Below are 25,251 nucleotides of genomic sequence, written 5' to 3'. Positions count from 1 at the left end.
GGGCGGCCCCGGTTATCGCCCGGGCCTGTTGCGCCCATGCAGATTCTGGCCTGGCAGCGGTCCGGTCAGGACATCGGCACATGATAAACTCGGCGTTTTGCGCCAATCCACCCATTCCTCGCGCGTGGCTGCCCGGTTCGCCGCTGGTCGCTCGCAGGTGAAAGCACTCGATGATCACGGGCCTTCTCAAGAAAGTCTTCGGCAGCCGCAACGAACGGCTGATTAAACAATATCGCCGCACGGTCGAGCAGATCAATGCGCTCGAGCCGAAGTTCGAGAAGCTCTCGGACGACGAGTTGCGTGGCATGACCGAGACATTCCGCCAGCGCCATGCCGGCGGCGAGTCGCTCGAGGCACTGCTGCCTGAGGCTTTCGCCGTCTGCCGCGAAGCCAGCAAGCGGATCATGAAGATGCGTCACTTCGACGTGCAGATGATCGGCGGCATGGTGCTGAACGACAACAAGATTGCCGAAATGCGCACCGGTGAAGGCAAGACGCTGACCGCCACGCTGGCCGTGTATCTCAATGCGCTGACCGGCAAGGGCGTGCACGTGGTGACGGTCAACGACTACCTGGCGCAGCGTGACGCCGAGTGGATGGGGCGGCTGTACAACTTCCTGGGCCTGTCGGTGGGCGTGAACCTGTCGCAGATGCCACACGATCAGAAGCAGATCGCGTACAACGCGGACATCACGTACGGCACCAACAACGAGTTTGGCTTCGACTATCTGCGCGACAACATGGTCTATGACCCGTCGCAGCGCGTGCAGCGTCCGTTGCATTACGCGATCGTCGACGAAGTGGACTCGATCCTGATCGACGAGGCGCGCACGCCGCTGATCATCTCGGGCCAGGCCGAGAACCAGACCGATCTCTACCAGCGCATGAACGGCATTCCGAAGCTGCTCGAGCGCCAGATCGGCGAGGAGAAGGCCGACGGTACCGGCGTCGAGAAGCCTGGCGACTACTACGTGGACGAGAAGGGCCATCAGGTCTATCTGACCGAGGCCGGCCACGAGAAGGCCGAGCAGATCCTGTCCCAGCTCGGGCTGATCAGCGAGGGCGAATCGCTCTACGCGCCCCAGAACATTACGCTGATGCACCACCTGTACGCCGCCCTGCGCGCGCACAGCCTGTTCCATCGCGACCAGCACTATGTGGTGCAGAACGACGAGGTCATCATCGTCGACGAATTCACGGGCCGCCTGATGACGGGCCGCCGCTGGTCCGATGGCCTGCACCAGGCCGTGGAAGCCAAGGAAGGCGTGACCGTCCAGCAGGAAAACCAGACGCTGGCCACCATCACGTTCCAGAACTACTTCCGCATGTACGAGAAGCTGGCCGGCATGACCGGCACGGCCGACACGGAAGCCTACGAGTTCCAGGAGATCTACGGCCTCGAAGTCGTGGTGATCCCGACCAACCGTCAGGCCCAGCGCAAGGACCTGCAGGACCAGATCTACAAGACGTCGAAGGAACGCTACGACGCCGTGGTGCGCGATATCCGCGACTGCTACGACCGAGGCCAGCCGGTGCTGGTGGGCACGACGTCGATCGAAACGTCCGAGTATCTGTCGGACCTGCTGAACAAGGAAAAGCTGCCGCACCAGGTGCTGAACGCCAAGCAGCACGCGCGCGAAGCCGAGATCGTGGCGCAGGCCGGCCGACCCAAGATGGTCACGATCGCCACCAACATGGCCGGTCGCGGTACCGACATCGTGCTGGGCGGCAACGTCGAGAAGCAGGCCGGTTTTATCGAAGCCGATGCCAACCTGTCCGATGCCGAGAAGGCCGAGCGCATCGCCAAGCTCAAGGATGAGTGGCAATCGCTGCACGACCAGGTCAAGGCGGCTGGCGGCCTGCATATCGTCGGCACCGAGCGACACGAGTCGCGCCGGATCGACAACCAGCTTCGCGGCCGCGCCGGCCGTCAGGGCGACCCGGGCTCGTCGCGCTTCTATCTGTCGCTTGACGACCAGCTCCTGCGTATCTTCGCCGGCGACCGCGTGCGCGCGATCATGGAACGTCTGAAGATGCCTGAAGGCGAGCCGATCGAAGCCGGTATCGTCACGCGCTCGATCGAATCCGCGCAGCGCAAGGTCGAGGGCCGCAACTTCGACATCCGCAAGCAACTGCTGCAGTACGACGACGTTGCGAACGACCAGCGCAAGGAAATCTACAAGCTCCGTAACGACGTACTCGAATCGCAGGACGTCGGCGACATGGTGGCGAACCTGCGCGAGAGCGTGCTGGTGGAGGTGTTCCGCGAATACGTGCCCGCCGAGAGCATGGAAGAGCAGTGGGACATTGCTGGCCTGGAACAGCGCCTGCGTGACGACTGGGGTCTGGAGCTGCCGCTGGCGAAGACCATCGAAGGCGCGCAGAGCATCGAGGATGAAGAGCTGCTGGACATGATCCTGAAGGCAGCGCGCGAGCACTACGACGCCAAGGTGGCGCAAGTGGGCCGCGAGTCGTTCGCCGGCTTCGAGCGCTCGGTCATGCTGCAAAGTATCGACACGCACTGGCGCGAGCACCTGGCCGCGCTGGATCACCTGCGTCAGGGCATCCACCTGCGCGGCTATGCGCAAAAGGATCCGAAGCAGGAGTACAAGCGCGAATCGTTCGAACTGTTCGCGCGCCTGCTGGACGTGATCAAGAGCGAAGTCACGCGCGTGGTATTCAACGTGCATATCCAGTCGCCCGAGGAACTCGAACAGGCTTCGGAGCAGATCGAGGAAGGCTTGGCGCACCTCGAGAACGTGCAATACAAGCATGACGAGTTCGCCGAGGGTGCCGAGCCTGTGGAGCAGGCAGAGCCGGCACGCAGCAACACGGCCGCCGCGGCGCTGGCCGCGATGGGCGGCGAAGCGGCGCTGGCCGGCATGCCCAAGGTTGGCCGCAACGACCCGTGCCCGTGCGGTTCGGGCAAGAAGTTCAAGCAGTGCCACGGCAAGCTGAGCTAAAGCCAGTCCGTCGCGGTCGGTGATCGGCGCGCGCGGCGCGCATCACCAAACCATCCAGCACATGCCCGCTTGAACCCTGCGTCAAGCGGGCATGTTCGTCAGGTGCATCAGAGAATTTGAGGAAATCACCATGCCAGTGAACCTGCCCCTGCCCCAGGCAGAAAACTTGAAATCCGTCGCCGGCGTCGAGCTCGGCTGGGCCGAAGCCGGTATCCGCAAGGCCAATCGCAAGGACGTGCTCGTGGTCCGCGTGGCCGAAGGCAGCACGGTGGCAGGCGTGTTCACGCAAAACCGGTTCTGCGCGGCGCCCGTGCAGGTTTGCCGTGAGCATCTCGCCGCGGGCGCTGGCATTCGTGCCATCGTGGTGAACACTGGCAATGCCAACGCCGGCACCGGGGAACCGGGTCTGGCCGCCGCGCGCGCCACGTGCGATGCGCTGGCCAAGGCGCTGGCCATCCAGTCGAAACAGGTGCTGCCGTTCTCAACCGGCGTGATTCTGGAACAGCTTCCGGTCGACCGCCTGACCGCGGCACTGCCGACCGCTATCGCCAACGCACGTGCCGATAACTGGCTGGCTGCCGCGGAATCGATCATGACCACCGACACGCAGCCGAAGGCAGCCTCGCGCACGGTGCAGATCGACGGCAAGACCGTGACGCTCTCCGGCATCAGCAAGGGCGCCGGCATGATCCGCCCGAACATGGCGACGATGCTCGGCTTTATCGCCACCGATGCCGCCGTGGCGCAGCCGGTGCTGCAGAAGCTGGTGTCGCACGCCGCCGATCACTCGTTCAACAGCATCACGATCGACGGCGATACGTCGACCAACGACTCGTTCGTGCTGATCGCCTCAGGCAAGGCCGGCGTGACGATCGATCGTGCCGAGGGTGCCGCGTTCGAGGCGCTGCGTGATGCCGTGACGGCGCTGGCTCAGGAACTCGCGCAGGCGATCGTGCGCGATGGCGAAGGCGCCACCAAGCTGATGACGATCCGTGTGGAAGGGGGCAAGAATGTGGCCGAGTGCCGCCAGATCGCCTACGCCGTGGCCCATTCGCCGCTGGTGAAAACGGCGTTCTATGCCTCGGACCCCAACCTCGGCCGTATCCTCGCCGCTATCGGCTACGCCGGCGTCAACGACCTCGACGTCGATCGCGTGAACCTGTGGCTCGATGACGTGTGGGTCGCGCGTGACGGCGGCCGCAACCCCGAGTATCGCGAGGAAGACGGCCAGCGCGTGATGAAGCAGGCGGAGATCACGGTGCGCATCGCGCTGGGCCGCGGCGACGCCGAAGCGACCGTGTGGACCTGCGACCTGTCGCATGACTACGTGTCGATCAACGCCGACTATCGTTCGTAAGTTCGTAATTCTGGAAGACTCGCCCCATGTCTGACCTCGCTGCCCGCCTCGATGGCTTCCTTGCCCGACTTGAACAATGGCTGCCGCCGGAACTGACCGACGCGGACTGGAAGGAGGCGGTAGCGTTCCGCTGGCGCAAGCGCCAGAGCCTGTTCGGCAACATCGGCTATCTGCAGGCGATCCGGCAATTGCCGCCGATCCATCTGGGCGATCTGAAGAACATCGATCGCCAGAAAGACGCGATCGTCGCCAACACCCGCCAGTTCGTGAACCGGCTGCCGGCCAACAACGTGCTGCTGACCGGCGCGCGTGGCACCGGCAAGTCGTCGCTGATCAAGGCTTGCCTGAATGCGTTCGTGAACGACGGGCTGCGCCTGGTGGAAGTAGACAAGGATGATCTGGGCGATCTCGGAGACATCGTCGAGCAGCTTGCGCAGCGCCCCGAGCGCTTCGCGATTTTCTGCGACGACTTGTCGTTCGAGGACGGCGAATCCGGCTACAAGTCGCTCAAGTCGGCGTTGGACGGCTCGGTGGCCGCGCAGTCAGACAACGTGCTGATCTACGCGACGTCGAACCGTCGGCATCTGCTACCCGAGTACATGAAGGACAACGAGACCTACCAGCACACTTCCGATGGCGAAATCCATCCGGGTGAGGTGGTGGAGGAGAAGATCTCGCTGTCCGAGCGCTTTGGCTTGTGGCTGTCGTTCTACCCGCCGAAGCAGGACGAGTACCTGGCCATCGTTGGTCACTGGCTCGGACACTTTGGCTGCACGCCCGCCGATATCGAGGCCGCGCGCGGCGATGCGCTGGTCTGGGCCCTCGAGCGCGGTTCGCGCTCCGGGCGCGTGGCGTGGCAGTTCGCGCGCGACTGGGGCGGCAAGCATGGCAAGCCGTTCGTGGCCGACCCCGCGACTGATTCAGGCAGCAAGGCATGAGCGGTCAGGCGGACACGGTGAAGACCGCCGACGGGCAGACGCGCAAGGTCACGGAAGTGGCGGTTGGCGTGATGATCCAGGCGGACGGCAAGTTTCTGCTGGCGCAGCGTCCGGCGGGCAAGCCGTACGAGGGCTACTGGGAATTTCCGGGCGGCAAGCTCGAGCCCGGCGAATCGGTTGAGGCGGCACTGGCGCGCGAACTGCACGAAGAACTCGGCCTCGACATCGTGAGAAGCGAACACTGGCACACGCTGGAGCATGATTACCCTCATGCCTATGTGCGCCTGTATTTCCGCAAGATCACGGAATGGCGTGGCGATCCGGTCGGGCGGGAGGGCCAGGCATTCTCCTGGCAGACAGCGCCCGTGTCGGTGGGGCCGCTCCTGCCGGCGACGATCCCAGTCGTCGACTGGCTGGCGGAAGAATCCCGCGCAAGCTGAAATCGATGCCCGGCTCTTGCCGGGCAATTTTTTTCGACCACTCACAGGAGGCTCAATGCAACGTGTCGATCGTATCGATGACGCTGTTTCTCTGCCCGAACTGACGCTGCGGGGCATCATCCTCGGCGCCCTGATCACGGTGGTGTTCACCGCCTCCAATATCTACCTCGGCCTCAAGGTCGGCCTGACGTTTTCCTCGGCGATCCCTGCTGCCGTGATCTCGATGGCCGTGCTGCGACTGTTTCCGGGCGCGAACATCCTCGAGAACAACATGGTGCAGACGCAGGCGTCCGCTGCTGGCACGCTGTCGTCGATCATCTTCATCCTGCCGGGTCTGGTCATGCTGGGACACTGGCAGGGGTTCCCGTTCTGGCAGACGCTGGCGATCTGCGCAGCGGGTGGCATGCTCGGGGTGATCTTTAGCATCCCGCTGCGCCACGCGATGGTGGTGCACAGCGATCTGCCGTATCCGGAAGGGGTGGCCGCCGCCGAGATCCTGCGAGTGGGGAGCGCGAGCCAGGATAAGGGCAACGGAAAACAGGAGACCGGGCTTGGTGACCTCGTTGCAGGTGGCGTTGCTGCGGGCCTGTTCAGCATTGCCGCAGGTGGCTTCCGGGTTCTGGCAGAAGGGGCCAATGCCTGGCTGGCCGTTGGCGCATCCGTGGTGCGCCTCTCGATGGGTTTCTCACTCGCGCTGGTGGGCGCCGGCTATCTGGTCGGCATCGTCGGCGGGTTGGCTATGTTGCTGGGCCTGTTCCTGACCTGGGGCATCGCGGTGCCGTGGCTGACTGCTATCACACCGATGCCGGCGGGGGCCACGCTGTCCAGCTTCGGTACCGCAGTGTGGAGCACGCAAGCGCGCTTCATCGGCGCGGGCACGATCGGTATCGCGGCGATCTGGACGCTCGGCACGCTGTTCAAGCCGATGGTGGAAGGCGTACGTGCATCGATGGGTGCCCTCCGTGCCGGCGCGCCGGGAGAGGGTGGCGCGGTGCCGCGCACGCAACGCGACTTGCCGATGGCCTGGATCGGCGTCCTCACGCTGGTCCTGCTGGTGGTGCTGGCAGTGACGTTTGGATACTTCCTGGCCCCGGCACCGCTCGATACCGGTGCCACCTGGCGTCTGGTTGGCTGTGCCGTGCTGTTCGCCTTCGTGTTCGGCTTCCTGGTGGCTGCCGCATGTGGCTATATGGCTGGTCTGGTGGGGTCGTCAGCCAGCCCGATCTCGGGCATCGGCATCATCGCTGTGATCCTGGTGTCGCTGCTGATTCTTGGCATCGGCACGCTGGACGGCCTGCTCGACACGTCCGAGGGCGGCAAATACGCGATTGCGCTGGCGATCTTCACGACCTCGGCCGTCGTGGCGGTGGCCTCGATCTCGAATGACAACCTGCAGGATCTCAAGACTGGCTGGCTGGTTGGCGCCACGCCGTGGCGCCAACAGGTGGCGCTGCTGATCGGCTGCGCGGTGGGTGCTGCCGTGATTCCGCCGGTGCTCGAACTGCTCTATCACGCGTACGGCTTTGCCGGCGCCTTGCCTCGGGCCGACATGGACCCGAATTCGGCGCTGGCTGCGCCGCAGGCCACGTTGATGACCGCGATCGCTACGGGCATCTTCACGCACAAGCTCAACTGGACAATGATCCTGATTGGCGTGGCGCTGGGTGTTGTGCTGATCGCGATTGACGAAGTGCTGCGCCATCGCGGTGGCGTGGCGCGGCTGCCCGTACTGGCAGTGGGCATCGGCATCTACCTGCCGCCGACGATCAGTTCAGCGCTGGTGGTGGGCGCGGTGTTGTCGTGGTGGTTGCTGCGCACGGAGCGCAAGCGCGCCGAGGCGCGTGGCGACGATGTGCCCACGGTGCTGGCCCATGCTGAGCGGCGCGGGACGCTGCTTGCTTCGGGCCTGATCGTGGGTGAAAGCCTGGTCGGCGTTGCGCTGGCCGCGGTGATCGGCCTCTCGGGCAAGGAGGCGCCGCTGGCACTGGTGGGCGAGGGGTTTGGCACTACGGCGCAGTGGCTGGGACTGGCCGTGTTCGTGCTGGTCTGCGTGGGATTCTGCCGTCGGGTGCTGGCTGCACGTTAGCCCGGCCGGCCGTAGCGCTCGGCAATATCGCGGCTATCGCAGGTTCCCCTCTTTCGCCTGGCGTGAGAGGGGAGCAGCGATCCGATCAGTCTTCGGCGTCTTCCGGCAGGTCCGGCGACGGTGTCTCGCCCGGCTTGCCACCGAACACATACTTCTCGGACGCCCAGGCGCCCAGGTCGATCTGCTTGCAGCGTTCCGAGCAGAACGGACGGAACTTGTTATCCGGCACCCAGGCAACTTCCTTGCCGCAGGTGGGGCATTTGACGACGGCTGGCATCGGAGACTTCAGAAATTACAGAGCTTCAGCAGGAAGGGGATATCGGCATCCACCGATCGGGGCCGCATGTCGCCATCCTGCTGCGTGAACCGTACCCAGAGCATGTACTTGTTGGCGCTCATCTCGGGGATGAAGGCCAGCAGCGATTCGTCCAGGTACACCTGCATGAGCTGGTAGCTGCGGCCAGACAGCATCTGCTGATAGCTGCCACCGGTCGCAATGACTTTGCCGCTCTGGCCGGACTCGCGCAGCAGGCGCAGCACGATGCCAGCGCCCATGCGCAGCGAGGCTAGTGGGCGTGCCCATTTGAGGATGTCGGCGCGGCGATCATCGGCGTCGCGATGCTGCCAGGCGTAGTACGCCGGCAGATCGAACTCGCAAGTGCCACCGGGGATGATCGCGCGGCTGCGGATGCTGGTCAGCCATTCATTGTCGGCCAGCAACTGGCCGGCCTTGCCGACGGTCTGGCTGAGCGCTGCAATGCCTTGCTCGATTTCGGTGATCACCGCGACCAGCGCATCCTGATCAATCTGCGGATTGGAGCGCAGCGGCGCCAGGGCCTGGCGCTGGCGCTCGAGTTCCTTGATCAGGTCGGTCTTGAGGTCGGCACGTCCCGCCACGTCGATGATCTCGAAAATCGTGGTGATGGCGACGTGATGCTGAAGCGGATGTTCCTGCCCGAGGAAATAATCCAGCCGATCGAACAGGTCCTCCAGGCGCAGGAGTGTCCTGATGCGTTCGTTGAAAGGATATTCGTACAGGATCAAGTCGGTGTCCGTGCTGCGCGCCGGTTGGCGGTTGTTTCAGTCGGGAAGGCGCTCTGGCGCTGTCCGTGCCGCTTTCGCCCATGCAAAGACAACTCGCGCCTGGGTGGAGTTCCTGGCCGGAACTCGTCACACCGCGCATATTTGCCGGCATGTTTCAGCGCATTCTATGCGAGTCAGGGCCCGAGGACAAATCGAATCTGCCCCTATCGGGCATGGGGGATGTCACGGATGCGCCGCGTTTTCGGATGTGTTTCCAGATGTATCCGAAAGCGAGCGATATAGCGCATCGAGCTTCGCGACTTGCGCGTTCAGCGCTTCGGGTGGCCCGTCGTTGTCGATCAGGTCGTCGGCCACGGCCATGCGTTCGGCGCGTGTGGCCTGTCGTCGCATGATCGCCAGTACCTGATCGCGCGTGAATCCATTGCGGGCCATCACACGGGCGATCTGGGTTTCCTCCTGGCAGTCGACCACAAGCACGCGGCCGACTCGCGCGCGCCAGGTACTCGATTCGACGAGCAGCGGTACCACGTAGATCAGATACGGGTTGTGGCCCGCTTCGCGGATGGCGGTGGCCCGCGCTTCGGTGACCTGGCGAATCAGCGGATGGGTGATGCCCTCGAGGCGGGTCTTGGCCGATGGGTCGGAGAAGACAAGTGCCCGCATCGCGTCGCGATCCATCGCACCATCCTGGCGCAGGCATCCGGGGCCGAATGCCGCGACGAGCGGTGCGATGGCTGGGCCGCCCGGCGCGGTGATCTCGTGGGCGATGAGGTCGGTATCGATCAACGCGGCGCCGCGCGCGGCGAACATGTCCGCAACGCGGGTCTTGCCGGAGCCGATGCCGCCGGTCAGTCCGATTTCCAGCATGGAGCAGGGTGTCAGTCAGTCGTGAATGTCGCCAACGATACCAGCTTTGCGTGCAGCCGCCGGTTGTCGGCTAGTGTCCGGCCACCAGCGTCAGCGGTAATACGTCTGCGCCAAAGAACAGCACGATCAGCCCGGCACCGACGATGTACGGGCCAAACGGGAAGGTCGTGTCACTACTCTTGCGGCGGAAGACCAGCATCGCGCCGCCAAGCACGGCACCGACCACCGACGACATCAGGATCAGCGCGGGCAGTGCCTGCCAGCCGAACCATGCGCCAAGCGCCGCCATCAACTTGAAATCGCCGTGGCCCATGCCCTCGCGGCCCCGCACGAGCTTGTAGAGCCAGTAGACGCTCCACAGCAGCAGGTAGCCCGCCGCAGCGCCGATGACGGCATCCGCCAGCGGCGCGAACAAGCCCTGCAGGTTCAGCAGCAGGCCCAGCCATAGCAGCGGCAGCGTGATCTGGTCTGGCAGAAGCTGGGTGTCGGCATCGATCATGAACAACGCGACCAGCGACCAGGTCATCACGATCGCGGCCAGCGCCTGCGCCGTCGGACCGAAGTGCCACATCGCCAGGGCGCTGAGCGCCGCCGTGATCAGCTCGACGAGCGGATAGCGGATGCCGATCGGCGTCTTGCAGGCCTTGCAGCGGCCACGCAGGAACAGGTAGCTGATGACGGGGATGTTCTCCCAGGGGGCGATCTGGTGGCCGCACTTCGGGCACGCGGATCGCGGCACCATCAGGTTATAGCGCTCGGGGTGCGGCAACGGTTCGCCACGGATTTCCGCGATGTAGTTGGCCTCGTCGTACTCCATCATCTTCGGCAGACGATGGATCACCACGTTGAGGAAACTGCCGACCATCAGGCCAACCACCCCTGCCGCGACAATAAGGAAAGCTGGCGGCAACGCCGCCAGCGATGACAGGACAGCTTGCATGCGTTACATCACCCGGCGTTACACCACTTGGCCCAGCTTGAAGATCGGCAGATACATGGCGACGACCATGCCGCCGATCAGCACGCCAAGCACCACGATGATCAGCGGCTCGATCAGGCTCGAGATGGCGGCCACGGCGTCGTCGACCTCGCGCTCGTAGAATTCGGCAACCTTGAGCAACATGCTGTCCAGCGCGCCCGATTCCTCACCGATCTGGGTCATCTGCAGCACCATGTTGTCGAACACGTGGGTGGCCTGCATGGCGTTGGTCAGGCTGGTACCGATACGCACAGACTGCTCGATTTCGCGCGTGGCGTCGTAGTAGATCCAGTTGCCGGCGGCGCCTGCCACCGATTCCATCGATTCCACCAGCGGCGTGCCTGCCGCAAACATCGTGGCCAGCGTGCGCGTCCAGCGCGCGACCACCGCCTTGCGGAACAGGCTGCCGAAAATCGGCAGCTTGAGCAGAACCTTGTCGTGCCAGCGCTGCACCTTCTCCGATTTCTTGCGGGCGCGGAAATAGCCGATGATCGAGAAGACTGGCGCGCCGATGACGAGATACCAGTACTGCACGAAAAAGTCGGAGATGTTGATCACGACCATCGTGGGCGCTGGCAGCGAGGCGCCAAAGCTCGAGAACACGCCCTTGAAGGCCGGGATCACGAACAGCATCAGGATCACCGTCACGGCAAAGGCCACGGTCAGCACGGCGATCGGGTAGATCATCGCGGACTTGATCTGGCCCTTCAGCGCGATGCTTTTCTCCATATAGAGAGACAGCCGCTCGAGCAGCGCATCGAGAATACCGCCTTGTTCGCCAGCGTCAATCAGGTTGCAGTAGAGCGTATCGAAGTACTGCGGATGCCGGCGGAACGCCGTGGCCATGCTGCTACCCGATTCAATGTCCGAGCGGATGACAGTGAGCAGCTGGGTGAAGTTCGGGTTGGCGTGGCCGCGCGCGATGATGTCGATCGACTGCAGCAGCGGCACACCCGCCTTGAGCATGGTCGAGAGCTGGCGCGTGAAGTAGGCGATGTCCTTCTCGGTAATCTTCTTGCCGCGCGCGCCCTTGCGCTTCTTCATCTTGACGACGGTCAGCCCCTGCTTGCGCAGCGAGGCGGTGACCTCGGACTGGCTCTCGGCGCGTTGTTCGCCCTTGAACGACTTGCCTTTTCGGTCCTTGGCTTCCCACTCGAAGATGTACTGCGTGGGTGCCTTCCGCCCTGATTTTGCCCGAGACGGCGCTGCCGTCCGAGCGCCCGCCGCTGGTGCGCGCGTCGCCATGATTTGACCCCTGAGACTTGTTCTTTGTTTTACGTGTTCGTGGTCGCCAGCACTTCTTCGAGTGACGTGACGCCCTGTTTGACCTTGAGCAGGCCAGCTTCCCGCAACGATAGCACGCCTTCCTTGCGCGCCTGTTCAGCAATCTGCAATGCCGTGCCGTGCGACAGGATGATCTGTTGAATGGTTTCGGTAATCGGCATGACCTGGTAGATACCGCATCGCCCCTTGTAGCCACTACCGCTGCATCGGTCGCAGCCCACCGGGTGATAGGGCTTCCATGTGCCGTCGAGGTCTGACTCCTGGAAGCCTGCATCGATCAGCACCTGCGGTGCCAGGTCGCCCTCGCGCTTGCAGGTGCAAAGCCGGCGCGCCAGGCGCTGCGCGGTGATCAGCAGGACCGACGAGGCGATGTTGAACGGTGCCACGCCCATATTCATCAGGCGTGTCAGCGTGGTCGGCGCGTCGTTCGTGTGCAGCGTGGACAGCACCAGGTGACCGGTCTGCGCGGCCTTGATGGAGATGTCGGCCGTCTCGAGGTCACGAATTTCGCCGACCATGATCACGTCGGGATCCTGGCGCAGGAACGATTTCAGCGCGGCGGCGAAGGTCAGGCCGGCCTTGTCGTTCACGTTGACCTGGTTGATGCCGGGCAACTGGATTTCGGCCGGATCCTCGGCGGTCGAGATATTGATGTCGCCCTGGTTCAGCATGTTCAGGAACGTATAGAGCGACACAGTCTTGCCGCTGCCGGTCGGGCCAGTCACCAGCACCATCCCGTACGGCCGCTTGATCACTTCCTGCAGCAGTGCCTTCTGCTGCGGCTCATAGCCGAGTTGGTCGATGTCGAGCTTGTCGCTCGACGAATCGAGAATCCGCATCACGATCTTTTCGCCGAACAACGTGGGCAGCGTGGAGACGCGGAAGTCGATCGCCTTGTCGACGGTCTCCTTGCCGTCCTTGTCTTTCGGCATGGAGATCAGTAGCTTCATCCGGCCGTCCTGCGGCACACGCTTTTCCGAGATGTCCAGGCGCGATAGCACCTTGATACGCGTGGCGATCTTGTCGCGGATATCGAGCGGTGGCCGCGCGACTTCCTGCAGCACGCCGTCCACGCGGAAGCGAATGCGGTAGAAGAACTCGAATGGTTCGAAGTGAAGGTCCGACGCGCCGCGATGGAAGGCTTCCGTCAGCAGCTTCTGCAGGAAGCGCACTACCGGCGCGTCGTCGATGTCGTTGGCGCCGGGGACCTTGCGCGCGCTCGCGGCGGCCACCGGGTCATACTCGATCATCTTCTGCGCCGTGGGCGTCGGCAGGGCGTTCTTGAGCGTGCCAAGTGCCTCGCCGGCAGATCGGACATGCTTCATCAGCTTGTCGTGTTCGACGACGACTGTTTCCACTGGCAGGCTGAACTTCTGGCGGATCACGTCGACGCCGGCCTGGTTGGCCGGATCGGACATCGCCACGATCAGGCGGTTTTCCCGACGGCCCAGCGGCAGGAGCCGGTGCGCATGGAACTCGCGGTTGCCCGAGAGTGCCGACGGCACGCGGCTGAGGTTGTATTCGGAGAGGTCGAGCAGCGGGAGCTGGTACTTGTCGGCGGCGAACACGGCGACGTCATGGGCGGACATCGTGCCGCTGCCAATGATCTCGTCGATCAGCTGCGTCTTCTTTTCCCGGGCCGATTGCTCCAACTGGGCAAGCAGAGCCGGCGCGATCCGCCGGCTCTGGGCAAGCGCGAGGCCTAGTGTCATGGCGAAATACTGTGCAAGGTGCGCGCGTTCGGGCTGGTGAACGGCGGCGCGGTTGACTGCGGCGGGATCGGCGGGGGCATGTGTCCCGGACCGGGGCAGTTTGCCGCTGGGGTCACTTTTTGTAAAGCTCGGTTGCGCGCGCGTTGGCGTTTGTACGACAGCGGCGCAACCCTACTTGCGCAGGGCGGGGGAATCGACGCGAAAAAGGGTGCAGTGGAGGGTGCTGTGGCCGGGGTAGACCACAAAGCAAAAAGCCGGATCCACATGCGAGGATCCGGCTTTTTTGAAATCTGGTCGGGGTGAGAGGATTCGAACCTCCGGCCTCTACGTCCCGAACGTAGCGCTCTACCAGGCTAAGCTACACCCCGATTTCTGGTTTGCCGCAGCAACTTGCGTTGTCAGCAGCAAAGAACAAAAGTTTAGCAGCGTTTCTTTCGGATGGGAAGAGGGGGCGAGAAGATTTGCGCCGCCCTCAGCTTTGCCGTTGCAGCGAGAACGCGCACAGGTCGATCAGCGTCTGCTTGAGCGGCGAGTCCGGGAACTGCATGGCGGCCTTTTCCGCGGCCTCTGCTTCACGCTGGGCGGCTGCGAACGTCACATCGAGCGCGCCGCTGGCGTGGATTGCCGAGAACACGGCATCGAAATGCTCGGTGCCGCCTTGCACGATGGCGTCGCGCGCCAGTTCGCGCTGCTGGGCTGTGCCATGTTCGAGCAGGTGCAGCAGCGGCAGCGTCGGCTTGCCTTCGCGCAGGTCGTCGCCCGCGTTCTTGCCCATCTGCTCGGCGCTGGCCGTGTAGTCGAGCATGTCGTCGATCAGCTGGAACGCGGTGCCAATCCGGCGGCCGTACTCCGCTGCCGCTTCTTCCATCTCCGCGTCAGCGCCGGCGAGCACCGCGCCCAGTTGGGCCGATGCCTCGAACAGCTTGGCGGTCTTGTAGCGGATGACCTGCAGGTAGCGCTCCACCGTGACTTCGGGGTCGTGCATGTTCAGCAGTTGCAGCACTTCGCCTTCGGCGATCACGTTGGTGGCGTTGGAGAGGATCTCCATGATGCGCATGCTGCCGGCTTCCACCATCATCTGGAAGGCGCGCGAATAGAGGAAGTCGCCCACCAGGACGCTGGCGGCGTTGCCGAACACCGCATTGGCGGTATCGCGGCCCCGGCGCAGTTCCGACTCGTCGACCACGTCGTCATGCAGGAGCGTGGCGGTGTGGATGAACTCGACCACCGCGGCCAGTTCGTGGTGGCGATGGCCTTCGTAGTCGAACGCGCGTGCGGAAAGCAGCAGGATGACGGGGCGCAGACGTTTGCCGCCCGCCCCGATGATGTACTCGCCGATCTGTTCGATCAGCGGCACCTCCGACGACAGGCGCCGGCGGATGACTGCGTCAACGGCGCGCATGTCGGCAGCGACCGGGGCAAGCAGGGCAGTAGCGGAAGACTGGGACAAGATGAATCACCGTTGCGCAAAACCCGAGGATTATATGCGATGCGGGTGTGCGTTTGGCTGTTGTGGGTAGCAAGCTGGAAGGGATTGTCAGGACGGGATGTTGCCGTGGCGCAATTTTCTGCGTGGTCACGCTTCTATAATCCGGCCATGAACAAGTCACGCGAATCCCGTCGTCCCGTCCGTCGCACCGCCTGGTGGGTGGCTTTTGCGGCATTGGCCGGGTACCTGCTGGCCGACCTGACCTGATCGTCCGGACGCTGGAAGTGCCGCGATCGTCTCAGGTGACGCGCTGGCAGGCTATCTCATTGTTTTCTTTGCAGTTTTCTCGCGGCTGATTTATAATCACCGGTTCTTTCGGTCGCGTTTGTCACGCGCACCGTCTGCGGCGCACGAAACGGCGCCGGTTCCGGGGCTCCCGGAGCAGCATTCAACGTTTCAACTCAACATCGAGAGGTTCGACAATGTACGCGGTCGTAAAAACCGGCGGCAAGCAATACAAGGTTGCTGCTGGCGAAAAACTGAAAGTAGAACAGATACCGGCTGACATTGGCGCAGAAATCACGCTGGACCAGGTGCTCGCAGTGGGCGCTGGCGACCAAATCAAATTTGGTACGCCGCTGGTGAGCGGGGCTTCCGTCAAGGCTACCGTTATCGCCCAGGGTCGTCACGACAAGGTGAAGATCTTCAAGATGCGCCGTCGCAAGCACTACCAGAAGCGTCAGGGCCATCGTCAGAATTACACCGAACTGCGCATCGAAGCCATCGTTGCCTGAGCATCAGCTCGGACACAGGCTTAATCGCAATAGGTCAACAGGAGTAAAGACATGGCACAGAAAAAAGGCGGCGGTTCTACGCGGAACGGCCGTGATTCGGAATCGAAGCGTCTGGGCGTGAAGGTGTTCGGTGGCCAGGCCATCAACGCCGGCGGCATCATCGTTCGTCAACGCGGCACGCGCGTGCACGCTGGCGAGAACGTGGGTATCGGCAAGGACCACACCCTGTTCGCGCTGGTGGACGGCCACGTGCAGTTCGCCGTCAAGGGCGCTGCCAAGAAGCAGCAAGTCAGCGTCGTTCCGGCGGCCTGATACAGCCTTTGCAGCACGAAGGCCCCGCAGTGACTGCGGGGCTTTTTTGTTTTCTGCCAAGATAAAATGGCGCTGACCCGTCGAGGGCCGGCGGCGACAAGCCCGAACCACCACGGAAAACCAACATGAAGTTCATTGACGAAGCCCGTATCGAAGCGATCGCCGGCAATGGCGGCAACGGAAGCGCTTCGTTTCGGCGCGAGAAATTTGTGCCCTTCGGTGGCCCCGATGGCGGTGACGGCGGCCGTGGCGGCAGCGTGTTCGCACAGGCCGACCGCAACATCAATACGCTGATCGACTTTCGCTACGCCAAGAAGCACGTGGCGCGGAACGGCGAAAACGGCCGGGGCTCGGATTGCTACGGCGCGGCGGGTGAAGATGTCACGTTGCGGATGCCGGTGGGCACGCTGATCTCCGACATGGACACCGGCGAAGTCATTGCCGACCTGACCGAGCACGGCCAGCTGGTCTGTCTGGCCGAAGGCGGCATGGGCGGCTGGGGCAACCTCCACTTCAAGTCGAGTACCAACCGCGCGCCGCGCCAGCAGGTCGACGGCAAGCCGGGCGAGCGCCGCATGCTCAAGCTCGAACTGAAGGTGCTGGCGGACGTCGGTCTGCTCGGCATGCCCAACGCGGGCAAGTCGACGTTTATCTCGCACGTGTCGAATGCACGTCCGAAGGTGGCCGACTATCCGTTCACGACGCTCCATCCGAACCTCGGCGTGGTCCGTGTGGACCATGAGCAGTCGTTCGTCGTGGCGGACATTCCGGGCCTGATCGAAGGCGCCGCCGAAGGCGCCGGTCTCGGACATCAGTTCCTGCGCCACCTGCAACGTACCGGGCTGCTGCTGCATATCGTCGACATCGCACCGTTCGACGAGAATGTCGATCCCGTTGCCGAGGCCAAGGCCATCGTCAACGAACTGAAGAAATACGACGAGACGCTGTACGACAAGCCGCGCTGGCTGGTGCTGAACAAGCTCGACGTGGTTCCGGAAGAGGAACGTGCCGCGCGCGTGAAGGATTTCGTCAAGCGCTACAAGTGGAAGGGGCCGGTGTTCCATATCTCGGCCCTGACCGGCGAGGGCTGCCGCGAGCTGGTCTACGCGATCAAGGACCATCTCGCCGCGCTCAAGGCAGAGGAAGCTGCCGCGCTGGCCGAGCCCGATATCCGCCTCGACGACCGCCTGCATAACGTCGATCGAGACGACAGCAAAGCGTAACGCACTACAACAAGGCACCACGGAGACAGGACCCGCCATGCAATCGGTCATCGCCCAGGCAAAACGCATTGTCGTCAAAGTAGGTTCGAGTCTGGTTACCAACGACGGCAAGGGGCTCGACCACGATGCCATCGCGCGCTGGGCAGCTCAGATCGCCAAGCTGCGTGGCACGGGCAAGGAAGTCGTGCTGGTTAGCTCAGGCGCGATTGCCGAAGGGATGCAGCGACTGGGCTGGGCGCGCCGGCCGAAGGAAATCCACGAACTGCAGGCCGCTGCCGCGGTGGGCCAGATGGGCTTGGCGCAGGTCTACGAAAGCCAGTTCGGCCGATATGGCATCCGCACCGCGCAGGTGCTGCTGACGCACGCTGACCTGGCCGATCGCGAGCGCTATCTGAATGCCCGTTCCACGCTGCTGACGCTGCTGTCCCTCGGCGTGGTGCCGATCATCAACGAGAACGACACGGTCGTCACCGACGAAATCAAGTTCGGCGACAACGATACGCTCGGCGCGCTGGTGACGAATTTGATCGAAGGCGACGCATTGGTGATCTTGACCGACCAGCGTGGGCTCTACACCGCTGATCCGCGCAAGGACCCGAATGCCGAGTTCGTCCATGAAGCGCTGGCTGGCACGCCCGAACTCGAGGCCATGGCCGGTGGCGCGGGCTCGTCTATTGGCCGAGGCGGCATGCTGACCAAGATCCTGGCGGCCAAGCGGGCGGCGAAGTCTGGTGCTCATACGACGATCGCCTCGGGTCGCGAGGCCGATGTGCTGGGCAGGCTGGCTGCCGGCGAGGCCATCGGCACGCAACTGCTGGCGCCGACCGGTCGTCTGACGGCGCGCAAGCAGTGGATGGCGGATCACCTGCAGTTGCGCGGCCGCGTGATCATCGACGCGGGCGCTGTAGAGAAGCTCACCAGCGGTGGCAAGTCGCTGCTGCCGATTGGCGTAGTGGAAGTGCAGGGCGAGTTCGCCCGTGGCGAGGTCATTGCGTGCGCCAGCCCGGAGGGGAAGGAAGTGGCGCGCGGCATCACCAACTATTCGAGCGCCGAAGCCCGTCTGATCGCACGCAAGCCGTCATCGGAGATCGAGTCGGTGCTGGGCCATCTGAACGAGCCCGAGTTGATCCATCGCGACAACCTTGTGCTGGTCTGAGCGTGAAACAGTTACCCACGAACCCATGAAAAACGGCGGGGCCCGCAAAGGCCCCGCCGTTTTTTTATGCTCGGACTACCGTTCAGCGGCTGGGCGCGTACGCCTTCAGGTCGCGGATCAGCTTGTCCGCCTTGCCCGCCACGGTGCGACCTTCGCAGAAGTAGTCCGTCGCCAGCGTGGCAGAGTAGGCATTGCGCACACCCGTTTCCATGCGGCGCCACATGTCGCGGTCCTCTCCCCGGTTGGGCACCCACTCGGTGGCGCCCTTGGGCAAGGTGGCGTAGAGCCTGCGCTCGAACGCATCGCAACGGATGCCTTCGTAGGTCACGTTGCGCCCGCCACCACTGCTCGTGATAACAACCGTGAATCGGACCACGTTGTCGTCGCCCACGGAGATCGACTTGGGGTCTACCGCGAAGCGGAATGAACTGCCGCCGTTCACCGAGAACGGGATCAGATCTTCGTCACGCGGCAGAGCGGGCAGCGTGGTCGCCCCTTCCTTGAATGGCTTGTCCGCGAACGGGTTGAGCCAGGAACTGGCCGGTTGGCCGTCGCCAGTCGGGGTGTCGGCCGCCTGTTCCTCGTCCTTGGGCAGGCCCTTGTCGGTGGTCTTGCAGGCCGACAGCGCCAGGCAGACTGCTGTCAGCAACAGGCCGGCGCGAATGTGCCGGCCGCTGAAACTAATCATCGGAACTCCGTTGAGTGGATGCCGGACTGGCCGGCGAAACGGGCGCGGTCGCGAGATCGCTATGTGCCGCTTCCTGCACGGTCGCCTGAATGGTAACCGATGCCGTGACCGAGACGCTCACCTCGGTTACGGTGGTCTCCTCAAGCGGCACGGGCCTCGGTGGCCGTCCCTGGTCGCCATGCCGGCCAGGGCCTCCGTGGTGGCCATGGTTACCATGGTTGCCGTAGGGGCTCAGCGGCACGCGTCCACGGTTCAGGAAGCGCGATAGCTCGGTCAGCGCCATCTGGTAGACGTCGCGCTTGAACTCGATGACGGCATCCAGCGGCACCCAATAATGGCTCCAACGCCAGGCGTCGAACTCAGGATGATCGGTCGCGCGCAGGTGGATGTCGCAATCGCGGCAGACCATGCGCAGCAGGAACCAGATCTGTTTCTGGCCCCTGTAGTGGCCGCGGATCTCGCGGCGGATGAACTTGTCCGGCACCTCATAACGCAACCAGTCACGCGTGCGACCGACGATCCTGACATGCTCCGGAAGCAGGCCGACCTCTTCGTGCAGTTCGCGGAACATGGCCTGTTCCGGCGTTTCGCCGTACTTGATGCCACCTTGCGGAAACTGCCAGGAGTGTTCGCCGATTCGCTTGCCCCAGAATACCTCGTTGCGTGCGTTGATGAGGATGATGCCGACGTTCGGGCGAAAGCCTTCACGATCGAGCATGACTGCACCTCGAATCCTTTAGAATTACGACGATTATAAAGGATGCGCGCGGGTCGGCCTGATGGCGGGAGTGCTGGTTTTCCCCGACCGGAAGGGCAGTTTCCGGCGCGTCCGGCCCAATGGATGCCGCATCGCGGCGCGGTCGGGATGCCTGATGGCGCCCGGCCTTACGAGAAAGCAACGGATGAAAGCCTCGCAATTCTTCATTTCCACCCTCAAGGAAGCCCCCGCCGACGCGGAAATCGTGTCGCATAAACTGATGATGCGGGCCGGCATGATCAAGAAGCTCGGCGCCGGCATCTATAACTACATGCCGGTGGGCCTGCGTGTGATCCGCAAGGTCGAGAACATTGTTCGCGAGGAAATGAACCGTGCTGGCGCCGTGGAGCTGTCGATGCCGGTGATCCAGCCTGCCGAACTCTGGCAGGAGACTGGCCGCTGGGACAAGATGGGGCCCGAGCTGTTGCGTCTGAAGGATCGGCACGAGCGCGATTTCGCGGTGCAGCCCACTTCCGAGGAAGTGGTCACGGACATCGCCCGGACCGAAATCCGCAGCTACAAGCAACTACCGGTCAACTTCTACCAGATCCAGACCAAGTTCCGCGACGAGCGCCGTCCGCGCTTCGGCATCATGCGTGGCCGCGAGTTCACGATGAAGGACGCCTATTCGTTCGACCGTGACATCGACGGCCTGAAGGCGTCGTACCAGAACATGTACGACGCGTATGTGCGCATCTTCCAGCGCTTTGGCCTGGAATTCCGCGCCGTGGCGGCCGACAACGGCGCCATCGGCGGTTCGGGCTCGCACGAGTTCCACGTGATCGCCGATACCGGCGAGGACGCCATCGTTTACTGTCCGACGTCCGACTACGCCGCCAATATGGAAGCGGCCGAGGCGCTGCCGCTGCTGGCAACGCGTGCCGCGCCGGCCGAGGAATTGAAGAAAACTTCGACGCCCGAGAAGGCCAAGTGCGAGCACGTCGCCGAATTCCTGGGCATCCCGCTGGAACGCACGGTCAAGTCGATCGTGCTGGCCACCGACAGCGACGCCGGGGCCCAGATCTGGCTGCTGCTGATCCGTGGCGATCACGAACTGAACGAGGTGAAGGCGTCGAAGGTGCCGGGCCTGGCTGACTTCCGCTTTGCGACTGAGACCGAAATCGTCGATACCTTCGGCTCGCCCCCGGGCTACCTCGGTCCGATCGGTCCGAAGAAGCCGGTCAAGGTGGTGGCGGATCGTACCGTCGCCAACATGAGCGACTTCTGCTGTGGTGCCAACGATCGCGACTACCACTACACCGGTGTGAACTGGGGCCGCGACCTGCCGGAACCGGCTGTGGCGGACCTTCGCAACGTGGTGGCCGGCGACGCCTCGCCGGACGGCAAGGGCACGCTTGACATCTGCCGTGGCATCGAAGTGGGCCACGTGTTCATGCTCGGCACGCGCTATTCGGAGTCGATGAACGCCACGTTCCTGGACGAGAACGGCAAGACGCAGCCGATGCAGATGGGTTGCTACGGCATCGGCGTGACGCGGATTCTGGGCGCCGCCATCGAGCAGAACTATGACGAGCGAGGCATCATCTGGCCGGCGGCGATCGCCCCGTTCGCGGTGGTGGTGTGCCCGGTTGGCTACGATCGCAACGAGGCCGTCAAGGCCGAGGCCGATCGCATCCACGCCGAGCTGCTGGCTGCGGGCGTCGACGTGATTCTGGACGACCGTGGCGAGCGCCCGGGCGTGATGTTTGCCGACTGGGAACTGATTGGCGTGCCGCACCGTGTGGTGGTGGGTGACCGTGGCCTCAAGGAAGGCAAAGTCGAGTACCAGGGCCGCCGTGACGCCCAGGCCACCCCGGTGGCGGTGGCGGATGTGGTTGCGCACGTGCGCGGCCAGCTGGCTGCCTGATCCGCATCCTCGATCATGCGCATCCCCGACCTGCCGACGCGCAACCGCTGGTCCGCCTGGGCTGGCGGTTTGCTGTGCGCGACGCTGATTGCGAACGCCCATGCCGGCGCGCAGAAGGAGGAGGCGCTTGCCGACTCCGTGCGCGGGGCATTGGCGGCCGCGATCGCCGACAACAGGCCGGTGCGTCCGGCCTTCGCGTCCGGGTCGGAGCGCCTTGGCTACCTGAAATGGCTCGGCGAGATGTCGCGCCGGCTGGAAGCCCGGATTCCCGAGCCGCAGGTACGCGTCGAGCTGATCGAAACCGTCTACTACGAATCCAAGCGCGCCGGCCTGGAGCCGTCGCTAGTGCTTGGGCTCGTGCAGGTGGAAAGCAACTTCCGCAAATATGCGATCAGTTCGGCCGATGCGCGCGGACTGATGCAGGTGATGCCGTTCTGGGTGCGCAGCATCGGTGATGGCGACACGCGCAAGCTGTTCCATCTGCAGAGCAACCTGCGCTATGGCTGCACGATCCTGCGTCATTATCTCGATCGCGAGAACGGTGACCTGTTCCTGGCGCTGGGTCGCTACAACGGCAGCCGCGGGCGCCCCGAGTATCCAAACGCGGTGCTGGCGGCATGGAAGCGCTGGCAGTATTCCGAGGCGACCGTGACCATCGCGGGGGATCCGGATCCCGCCGCGGTCACCCCGGCACCCGTGCGACGCGCGGTGCCGCCGGAGTCGCCCGCCCGCAATCCGTTCTCGCCGCAACGTCTTGCCAATCCGTCATGAAGTCATGAAGCGCGATTCCCGCGCGGGGTACTGTGCGTCTTCGCCCGAGTTGGAGCACTGGCTGACACGCCATATCGCGCAAGGCTTCGATGCCGAGTCGCTGGTGCTGTCGATGCTGCGCTCCGGCTACGACGCCGCGTTCGCACGCCATGCTGTCAGCGCTGCAATAGGGCATCCTCCGGCCGTTGCCAGTGCGGCAGCGCCCGCGCCCGTAGCGAAGGCCGCTGCAACGCCAACGGTCACCGGTGGCAATGCCTTCCGCCACAAGGATCGCGAGATGCCGATCCTGTTCAGGCTGGACTCGCCGCGCATCCTGTTGCTGCAGAACCTGCTCGATGACGCCGAATGCGATGCCGTCGTGGCGCTGGCGCGCGACCGCCTGCAGCGCTCTCCCGTGGTCAATCCGGACACTGGCGACGAGAACCTGATCGATGCGCGTACCAGCATGGGCGCGATGTTCCAGGTTGGCGAACATGCGCTGCTGCAACGCATCGAGGCGCGTATCGCGGCCGTGACCGGCTGGCCCGTCGAGCACGGCGAAGGCTTTCAGGTCCTCAACTACAAGCCCGGCGGCGAGTATCAGCCGCATTTCGATTTCTTCAATCCCAAGCGTCCCGGCGAAGCGCGCCAGTTGCGCGTGGGCGGGCAGCGCGTTGCCACGATGGTGATCTACCTGAACAGTCCGGCCTCTGGTGGTGCCACGGCATTCCCGCGCATCGGCCTCGAGGTGGCGCCGGTGAAGGGCAATGCGGTCCTGTTCAGCTACGGCCTGCCCGATGGCGCGCTCGACGAGCGCACCTTGCACGCGGGATTGCCGGTGGAGGCGGGCGAAAAATGGATCGCTACTAAATGGCTGCGCGAGCATCCATACCGCAGCAGGGGCTGAACTTGCATTCGTGCGGTAGCTGAATTACCCGCCTTTGCGTGCTCATGATTTTCCTATAATTCGTAGAATTGCCAGATATATCTGATCGATGATTATTGATCTGGCTTCATGTTTTAAATAAATCACTCTCATAAAATCGCAAGACCCGCTTTGGGTGACAACCATGTGGTAACTATTTTGGATTTATTTCGATAAATCAAAAAATGGTTCGCCTAATGGCGTGATCGCCTATGGTATGGGTTTGTCAATCATATTGTTGCGAAAGGTCGATTTATGAGGGTGATATTACCATTGGTCGCATTGATGCTGTCATCGGCGGTTAATGCCGTGGTTATTGATGAAGATACTTTCAAGCGAAATGGCGGCGATATGAGAAATGTCGGCGCATCCATTCGAACCGCTAACGAAAAACTACAGAAGCACAGTACTGCAAAGCCCTGGCTGTCCGTTGGGCAACTCAATGGATGCACGGCAACCTGGCTCGGCAACAAGAATGGTTGGGCCCATATCCTGACAGCCGCACATTGTGTTCCCTATTCGGCAACGGAAACGCCAGTACGATTAACGTTCAGCGCCTGGGATGGCAGCGTTATGGCCTCCGGACTGGGGATCGTCTATGTGCCCAAGGAGCGTGTCAATGTTCCTGCCAACATGGGCGGGGCTTCGACGGATGTCGCCATCGTAAGGCTGCCGCTGGTCAATCCGCTGAAAGACAAGGCGGGGATTCCGGTAGAAAGGCCGATTCTAAACGACAGGGAGGACGAGAAAGGCAAGGCTGTCATGTTTGTCGGCTATGGAGTCTGGGGTGTAGGGCTGAACCAAGGCTATGGGCCGGAAAGCGGCACCAGGAGACTGTACGGCCGCAGCAAGATCACTTCGATCTTCGAGAGTGACTACGGCATCGGCGCAAGCTATAAACCGCTTGGTCCTTCAGCCAACTGGGCCCGTGTCGCGGCTGGTGATAGCGGTTCGGCATGGTGGCAGATCAAGGATACGAAGCCCGTGATCGTTGCCACCACTAATGGCGGTCACGCGAGAGCCTCGACAGGCGCCCGCATCTCAAAATATGCCAACTGGATTCGCTCGATTTACCCGGACGCCCGCTTTCTCTCGGAGAGCCGTCCGCAGGGCTGCATCATCAGCCTGAGGAACGGTGCAAAGTACTGCCTCGAGGCTGGGCAAAAATCGGACTACAGTCTGCCCGCCTGGATTTACGCGCACGATGTCTATGTGCAGGCGGATAGTGGAGTGTCGGTCGTGCTGTCTGACTGGGATAACCTTTCCTATCACCGGCTGGCGGAGTTTGTCGGTACGGTGGAAAACGACAAACTGCGTGGCGTCAAGGCCAACAACGGAGAGACGCTGGATTTCTCAAAGCCACGATCGATGGAAGTCAAGCACAGCACCCGCCCTCTGGGCTGCATCGTCAGTCTGGTCTCGGTCGACAAATACTGTCTTCCGGCAGGCGAGCGCTCCGCGTATTCGCTGCCCGCCTGGATCTATGCGCACGATGTTGTTGTCCAGGCGGACGCTGGCATCGGCGTCATGCTGTCTGACTGGGATAACCTGTCCTATAACCGATTGGCAGTTTTCAGTGACGTCGTTGAGAATGAAAATATGAAGAGGGTGCAAGCTTACGACGGACAGACACTGGACTTTTCAAAGCCGCGTTCAATGCGGGTGGTCCAGCAATAATAA

General features: G+C 63.1%; 23 protein-coding genes and 1 tRNA gene. 14 read left to right on the top strand and 10 right to left on the bottom strand.

From position 1 onward, the window contains the following. Window positions 1–170 precede the first annotated feature (170 nt). The 5 genes from secA (at window position 171) to RMET_RS15595 (ending at window position 7,784) form a co-directional block, all read left to right on the top strand. Entirely contained in the window at window positions 171–2,963 is a 2,793-nt protein-coding gene (gene secA, locus RMET_RS15615) for a preprotein translocase subunit SecA (protein WP_011517613.1), read from the top strand. 130 nt (window positions 2,964–3,093) lie between these two features. After that, the gene (gene argJ / locus RMET_RS15610) at window positions 3,094–4,320 is read left to right on the top strand and encodes a bifunctional glutamate N-acetyltransferase/amino-acid acetyltransferase ArgJ (RefSeq protein WP_011517611.1); all 1,227 of its coding nucleotides are present in this window, start codon (window positions 3,094–3,096) and stop codon (window positions 4,318–4,320) included. A 26-nt stretch (window positions 4,321–4,346) separates the two neighbouring features. Then, the gene (locus tag RMET_RS15605) at window positions 4,347–5,258 is read left to right on the top strand and encodes an ATP-binding protein (protein ID WP_008650326.1); all 912 of its coding nucleotides are present in this window, start codon (window positions 4,347–4,349) and stop codon (window positions 5,256–5,258) included. Beyond that, complete coding sequence (locus RMET_RS15600) at window positions 5,255–5,698, top strand: NUDIX domain-containing protein (RefSeq protein WP_011517610.1); 444 nt, start codon at window positions 5,255–5,257, stop codon at window positions 5,696–5,698. Before RMET_RS15605 ends, RMET_RS15600 begins: the two co-directional genes overlap by 4 nt. A gap of 55 nt (window positions 5,699–5,753) precedes the next feature. Further along, window positions 5,754–7,784, top strand: a complete 2,031-nt coding sequence (locus tag RMET_RS15595) for an OPT family oligopeptide transporter (RefSeq protein WP_011517609.1) — start codon at window positions 5,754–5,756, stop codon at window positions 7,782–7,784. 85 nt (window positions 7,785–7,869) lie between these two features. Here RMET_RS15595 and RMET_RS15590 read toward each other — a convergent pair whose 3' ends face one another. The 8 genes from RMET_RS15590 to ispB all read right to left on the bottom strand — a co-directional run bounded on the left by RMET_RS15590 (window position 7,870) and on the right by ispB (window position 15,072). After that, window positions 7,870–8,061, bottom strand: coding sequence for a DNA gyrase inhibitor YacG (locus RMET_RS15590; RefSeq protein WP_011517608.1), 192 nt, complete (start codon window positions 8,059–8,061; stop codon window positions 7,870–7,872). An 8-nt stretch (window positions 8,062–8,069) separates the two neighbouring features. Then, entirely contained in the window at window positions 8,070–8,828 is a 759-nt protein-coding gene (zapD, locus tag RMET_RS15585) for a cell division protein ZapD (protein WP_008650332.1), read from the bottom strand. A 222-nt stretch (window positions 8,829–9,050) separates the two neighbouring features. Next, window positions 9,051–9,695 (bottom strand): dephospho-CoA kinase, encoded by a 645-nt coding sequence (coaE, locus tag RMET_RS15580; RefSeq protein ID WP_011517607.1) that lies wholly within the window; start codon window positions 9,693–9,695, stop codon window positions 9,051–9,053. Window positions 9,696–9,765: 70 nt separating this feature from the next. Next, complete coding sequence (locus tag RMET_RS15575; protein WP_011517606.1) at window positions 9,766–10,635, bottom strand: prepilin peptidase; 870 nt, start codon at window positions 10,633–10,635, stop codon at window positions 9,766–9,768. A gap of 18 nt (window positions 10,636–10,653) precedes the next feature. After that, entirely contained in the window at window positions 10,654–11,919 is a 1,266-nt protein-coding gene (locus RMET_RS15570; RefSeq protein ID WP_011517605.1) for a type II secretion system F family protein, read from the bottom strand. A gap of 29 nt (window positions 11,920–11,948) precedes the next feature. Next, the gene (gene pilB, locus RMET_RS15565) at window positions 11,949–13,670 is read right to left on the bottom strand and encodes a type IV-A pilus assembly ATPase PilB (RefSeq protein ID WP_011517604.1); all 1,722 of its coding nucleotides are present in this window, start codon (window positions 13,668–13,670) and stop codon (window positions 11,949–11,951) included. 291 nt (window positions 13,671–13,961) lie between these two features. Continuing rightward, window positions 13,962–14,038: transfer RNA gene (locus RMET_RS15560), tRNA-Pro, on the bottom strand. 104 nt (window positions 14,039–14,142) lie between these two features. Beyond that, entirely contained in the window at window positions 14,143–15,072 is a 930-nt protein-coding gene (gene ispB, locus RMET_RS15555; RefSeq protein ID WP_049799754.1) for an octaprenyl diphosphate synthase, read from the bottom strand. 153 nt (window positions 15,073–15,225) lie between these two features. On the opposite strand from ispB, the gene RMET_RS33620 reads away from it, so the two are divergent. The 5 genes from RMET_RS33620 (at window position 15,226) to proB (ending at window position 18,584) form a co-directional block, all read left to right on the top strand. After that, window positions 15,226–15,366 (top strand): hypothetical protein, encoded by a 141-nt coding sequence (locus RMET_RS33620; RefSeq protein WP_155877846.1) that lies wholly within the window; start codon window positions 15,226–15,228, stop codon window positions 15,364–15,366. Between the two features lie 215 nt (window positions 15,367–15,581). Continuing rightward, on the top strand, window positions 15,582–15,893 hold the full coding sequence (rplU, locus tag RMET_RS15550) for a 50S ribosomal protein L21 (RefSeq protein WP_008647259.1): 312 nt from the start codon (window positions 15,582–15,584) through the stop codon (window positions 15,891–15,893). A 51-nt stretch (window positions 15,894–15,944) separates the two neighbouring features. After that, window positions 15,945–16,205, top strand: a complete 261-nt coding sequence (gene rpmA / locus RMET_RS15545; protein ID WP_008647258.1) for a 50S ribosomal protein L27 — start codon at window positions 15,945–15,947, stop codon at window positions 16,203–16,205. 125 nt (window positions 16,206–16,330) lie between these two features. Continuing rightward, window positions 16,331–17,428 (top strand): GTPase ObgE, encoded by a 1,098-nt coding sequence (obgE, locus tag RMET_RS15540; RefSeq protein WP_008647251.1) that lies wholly within the window; start codon window positions 16,331–16,333, stop codon window positions 17,426–17,428. A gap of 37 nt (window positions 17,429–17,465) precedes the next feature. Continuing rightward, a complete protein-coding gene (proB, locus tag RMET_RS15535) occupies window positions 17,466–18,584 on the top strand; it encodes a glutamate 5-kinase (RefSeq protein ID WP_008647250.1) in 1,119 nt (372 codons plus the stop codon). 82 nt (window positions 18,585–18,666) lie between these two features. Here the strand turns inward: proB and RMET_RS15530 are convergent, their stop codons facing one another. After that, window positions 18,667–19,272 carry a CNP1-like family protein gene (locus RMET_RS15530; RefSeq protein WP_011517602.1) on the bottom strand — a complete coding sequence of 202 codons (606 nt, stop codon included), beginning with the start codon at window positions 19,270–19,272 and terminating at the stop codon, window positions 18,667–18,669. Further along, window positions 19,265–19,990, bottom strand: a complete 726-nt coding sequence (locus tag RMET_RS15525; RefSeq protein WP_011517601.1) for an RNA pyrophosphohydrolase — start codon at window positions 19,988–19,990, stop codon at window positions 19,265–19,267. Before RMET_RS15525 ends, RMET_RS15530 begins: the two co-directional genes overlap by 8 nt. A gap of 184 nt (window positions 19,991–20,174) precedes the next feature. Here RMET_RS15525 and RMET_RS15520 point away from each other — a divergent pair, with 184 nt between their 5' ends. From RMET_RS15520 to RMET_RS15505, 4 genes are all read left to right on the top strand, one after another. Beyond that, window positions 20,175–21,896, top strand: coding sequence for a proline--tRNA ligase (locus RMET_RS15520; protein WP_029307156.1), 1,722 nt, complete (start codon window positions 20,175–20,177; stop codon window positions 21,894–21,896). A 15-nt stretch (window positions 21,897–21,911) separates the two neighbouring features. After that, window positions 21,912–22,667 (top strand): lytic transglycosylase domain-containing protein, encoded by a 756-nt coding sequence (locus tag RMET_RS15515; RefSeq protein WP_011517599.1) that lies wholly within the window; start codon window positions 21,912–21,914, stop codon window positions 22,665–22,667. 4 nt (window positions 22,668–22,671) lie between these two features. Further along, entirely contained in the window at window positions 22,672–23,553 is an 882-nt protein-coding gene (locus RMET_RS15510; protein ID WP_011517598.1) for a 2OG-Fe(II) oxygenase, read from the top strand. Between the two features lie 291 nt (window positions 23,554–23,844). Beyond that, window positions 23,845–25,248: a trypsin-like serine protease gene (locus RMET_RS15505; RefSeq protein ID WP_231138463.1), complete on the top strand. Its 1,404-nt coding sequence runs from the start codon at window positions 23,845–23,847 to the stop codon at window positions 25,246–25,248. The last annotated feature ends 3 nt before the right edge of the window (window positions 25,249–25,251 follow it).

This window comes from Cupriavidus metallidurans CH34 (assembly GCF_000196015.1).
GTDB classification, from domain to species: Bacteria; Pseudomonadota; Gammaproteobacteria; order Burkholderiales; family Burkholderiaceae; genus Cupriavidus; species Cupriavidus metallidurans.
The sequence above is the reverse complement of the archived record's forward strand: the minus strand, read 5'-3'. Positions and strand labels throughout refer to the sequence as shown.